The organism is Sporolactobacillus kofuensis (genome assembly GCF_024125425.1).
GTDB classification, from domain to species: Bacteria; Bacillota; Bacilli; order Bacillales; family Sporolactobacillaceae; genus Sporolactobacillus; species Sporolactobacillus kofuensis.
The window spans coordinates 1-3,260 of sequence record NZ_JAMXWN010000031.1 but is presented as its reverse complement, the minus strand read 5'-3'; the positions used below and the strand labels follow the sequence as shown (position 1 = coordinate 3,260).

The window sequence follows — 3,260 nt, the reverse complement described above, 5'->3', positions numbered from 1 at the left end:
CTTTGGGGAGGCTCTTTTTTTACCGACAGCCCCAAAGGGGCGGAGTCGGCAGGGGGGTCTTTGCCTTGCCGAAGGCAAGTCGCGGCTTTGCCGCAAGAGCCTCGCAGAGCGCAATCTTCACGTAGTGAAGTATATTGCGCTATACTTTACATGGAAGTTTACCCCGGAAAAGAGGTGCTCGCTCATGGCTTTTGTGGTTTGCCATATGACTAAGTACACGTCTAGTAATCTCGGAGGGCTGCAAAGACATAACCAACGAGAGACCGAAAACCATACGAACAAGGACATAAAAACAGAGTTGTCTTACTTGAACTATGACCTGATTAATGCTGAAAAAATATCTTACCCGGAGAAAATTAAAGAGCGAATTGCTGCAGGTGTTGAAACGAATCGGGCCATTCGCAAGGATGCCGTTCGGGTCGCCGGCTTTATCGTGAGCGCCAGTCCGGAGTTATTCAAGGACAAGCCGGAAAATGAAATGCGGTCGTATTTTGAGCAGGCGACTGAGTTTTTTAAGAATCGGTATGGTGCGGACAATGTGGTTTATGCTCAGGTACATATGGACGAGACCACGCCACACATGCACTTGGGCGTGGTGCCGATCACCGAAGATCATAAGCTGTCTGCAAAGCGCATTTTCAACCGTAAAGAACTGCAAAACTTGCAGAAAGACCTGCCGGATTACATGCAGAAACAGGGCTTTGCGGTTCAGAAAGGACAGTCCAAAAATAAGCATTTAGACGAATGGGAATACAAGACGCAAAGGGCAGAAGAACGGGCAAAACAGGCACAGGCACAGGCTGCCGAAACCGAAAAGATATTGGCTGAAAAACAGAAGAACCTTGTGGAAACGAAAAAAACAGTAGATTCGCTGATTGCTACGGGTGGGCAGAAAGTGGAAGAAGCTAAGAGGGCAACGAAGGTACTTGCGCAGCGTGCTGCTCAAGAAATTCAGCTAAAAGCACACCACATGGAATTGACGCAGTCGGCACGGACGCTTTCAGGCAAAATTGAAGAATCGACAGAAACACTTGGAGAATTGCAGACAGTAATTGAGCGTGAAAAGAGAGATTTAGAGAGCGTTAAGGCTGCTGCTGATCAGACCCATCTCACGAGCAGTCAAATTGATCGTATTCCGGTGGAGGTTAAACGGACTGGAATCCTCAGAAACAGGCCTGAGATCGTCACAGTGGATAAAAGAGACTGGGATGGTTAAAAATACAAGCAAAGTCTAGTTTAGCGTTTAGAGAGCAATCTGAGCGGTATGAGAGGGAAAATAGAGAATTAAGGCAGATAAATACACGTTTGGAAAACCGATTGACCGAATCGAACCGGGAAAATCGCCGGCTGAAAGGGCTACTGGAGAAGAAAGACGCTTTGATTAGCCACCTTCAACAAGCAGCGAGGGAGATTTTCCGAAATGGTGAGAGCGTCTTTCATCAGTTGGTAGGCTACGTGAAGGGCAGATTCATGACGGATCAGAAGCCCTTGCCTGAAGAACAAAAGGCTTATGAACAAGGCGCAGCCCGGACAAAAAAAGAATTTGACGAACTTGAAAAACAATTTGAACAGGAACAGGCAAATAAAAGGAAAAAGGGTTGGGAGATGGAACGATGAACGGGGAAACGTATCAATGTAATTCTTGCGGGCGAACCTTCACGGACAAAGGTGAGATAGATTTCACGCCGAATTTATTTCATGAGTTTGCGGCGTACACGGGGTACGGAAGTCCACTCGATGATGAAAAGATAGAGTTTATGCTGTGTGAACGTTGCTTGATGGAGATTTTTCGAGGATTCAAACATCAACCAACGGTTCATGGTCAAAATGTTGTCGAATGGTATGACGAGGTAAAAGAAGGCTACTACGAGGAACTAGATGAATTAGAAAAAAGTTAAAAAAATGTTTTTTTTTGCAATTATGTATATACAAAATGTATATACGTATGTTATAATAGAATCATCAAAGAGATGCGGAGCGTGAGGAAAATGAAACAACAAATGAACATTCGCCTAGATGCTGTTACTCAGGCGTTGCTTGATGCACTGGTGGAGAAACAAAAGGCGGACGGCGTGCGCCAGGCTAATAAAACAAAGGTGATTGAAAAAGCGGTTTTTGCCTTTGCGTGGGACGTGCTCGGCAAGGAAAAAACCGGTGAACTCATTGATAAAAATTATGTCGATGAACTTGGGATACGGGGCAAATGAGTGAGCACAAGGATAAAAGCACCTCTTACCGCAGAACGATGGAAAATCGCTTTATAGAATCGGGGTACATAAGGCGTTTGCTGAAAGAAGATGGGATAGAGGTTCCTGACACTCGCAAAGCGGATATAGAGCGCATCAAGGCGGAAATCAAGAAATATTACCCTGACTATGAATTTCCTCAAGAAGAGAAGAAAGACACTCATTGTTAAGCGCCTTCCTTCTCATATTTTTTGATTGATCTGCTATCATGAGATTGTTGGCTAAAAATAGGTCTGCCCTTGCTTCCTCCACAGTTAGGATCGTGGGAGGAGGTGAGACACGACATGAACTGTTCAAGTAAGAAGAAAGAGCCGAAAGCGCAGCGAGAGCGTTTGACAGTGCTGTTTCTTAGGGAACTGACCTTCCCTGTGTTACGCAAAACACTGTTTAAACTTCTTGATTGGTTCTTTAAGACCTATTTTAGCTGATGGAGGGTAATTTATACCTCAAAGTTAAAGCCCCTCTGTCCTGACCGACAGAGGGGCTTTTTCACGACATGAACTGTTCTTTGAACTCATTATATCACGTAAAGCGATTAATGTGCCAGATCGGGCGTCTGTCAACGGTAAATCGGACTGAGCTGCAAAGCAGCGAGGGAGAATTTAAGGAGTTGACAGACTTGCTGAACCCGAACCCTATCGCATGTCGGTGGGCATAGCCCCACCGACTGCCTCCCCGGCGAGGGGAAAGAAGAGGTTCGGGGACGTGTCCCCGGCGGGGTTTTGGGGCAGCGCCCCAAGGTCTTAAAGTGAGCTTTGCGAACGAGTTTTTTCTTATCTTGATACAAGGGTAACTTCTGCGATTTGAAAAAGCATGTTTTCGGAGGGCTTCAACCGTTGATACATAAGGGTTTATAAAAAAAAATCTTGCCCTTTTTCAGGATAGGATTTATGATAATTGGTATCGAAGCAATTATCACCTAGAAAGGGGCAAGACTCTTTTGTTTTTGACGTTATTCAACTAGGGTCTATTGTACATAGAACATGGGGAAAATGCAAGATGAAAAACAGAAAG

The 3,260-nt window shown here is 45.1% G+C and carries 6 protein-coding genes; all 6 read left to right on the top strand.

Annotation, left to right across the window (positions count from 1 at the left end; genetic code table 11):
• Positions 1-184: 184 nt before the first annotated feature.
• The 6 genes from mobV (at position 185) to NIE32_RS14050 (ending at position 2,674) form a co-directional block, all read left to right on the top strand.
• Entirely contained in the window at positions 185-1,216 is a 1,032-nt protein-coding gene (gene mobV, locus NIE32_RS14075; protein ID WP_253077502.1) for a MobV family relaxase, read from the top strand.
• An 89-nt stretch (positions 1,217-1,305) separates the two neighbouring features.
• Positions 1,306-1,617 carry a hypothetical protein gene (locus NIE32_RS14070; protein WP_253077501.1) on the top strand — a complete coding sequence of 104 codons (312 nt, stop codon included), beginning with the start codon at positions 1,306-1,308 and terminating at the stop codon, positions 1,615-1,617.
• Positions 1,614-1,898, top strand: a complete 285-nt coding sequence (locus tag NIE32_RS14065) for a hypothetical protein (RefSeq protein ID WP_253077500.1) — start codon at positions 1,614-1,616, stop codon at positions 1,896-1,898. Before NIE32_RS14070 ends, NIE32_RS14065 begins: the two co-directional genes overlap by 4 nt.
• Positions 1,899-1,988: 90 nt before the next feature.
• Positions 1,989-2,207, top strand: coding sequence for a hypothetical protein (locus NIE32_RS14060; protein ID WP_253077499.1), 219 nt, complete (start codon positions 1,989-1,991; stop codon positions 2,205-2,207).
• On the top strand, positions 2,204-2,416 hold the full coding sequence (locus NIE32_RS14055) for a hypothetical protein (protein WP_253077498.1): 213 nt from the start codon (positions 2,204-2,206) through the stop codon (positions 2,414-2,416). The genes NIE32_RS14060 and NIE32_RS14055 overlap by 4 nt, the downstream gene beginning before the upstream one ends.
• A gap of 114 nt (positions 2,417-2,530) precedes the next feature.
• On the top strand, positions 2,531-2,674 hold the full coding sequence (locus tag NIE32_RS14050; RefSeq protein WP_253077497.1) for a hypothetical protein: 144 nt from the start codon (positions 2,531-2,533) through the stop codon (positions 2,672-2,674).
• Positions 2,675-3,260 lie beyond the last annotated feature (586 nt).

Coding starts and splice junctions, on each gene's coding strand:
- NIE32_RS14055 (WP_253077498.1), top strand. CDS start 2,204: ATGAGTGAGCACAAGGATAAAAGCACCTCTTACCGCAGAACGATGGAA.
- NIE32_RS14065 (WP_253077500.1), top strand. CDS start 1,614: ATGAACGGGGAAACGTATCAATGTAATTCTTGCGGGCGAACCTTCACG.
- NIE32_RS14060 (WP_253077499.1), top strand. CDS start 1,989: ATGAAACAACAAATGAACATTCGCCTAGATGCTGTTACTCAGGCGTTG.
- NIE32_RS14050 (WP_253077497.1), top strand. CDS start 2,531: ATGAACTGTTCAAGTAAGAAGAAAGAGCCGAAAGCGCAGCGAGAGCGT.
- mobV (WP_253077502.1), top strand. CDS start 185: ATGGCTTTTGTGGTTTGCCATATGACTAAGTACACGTCTAGTAATCTC.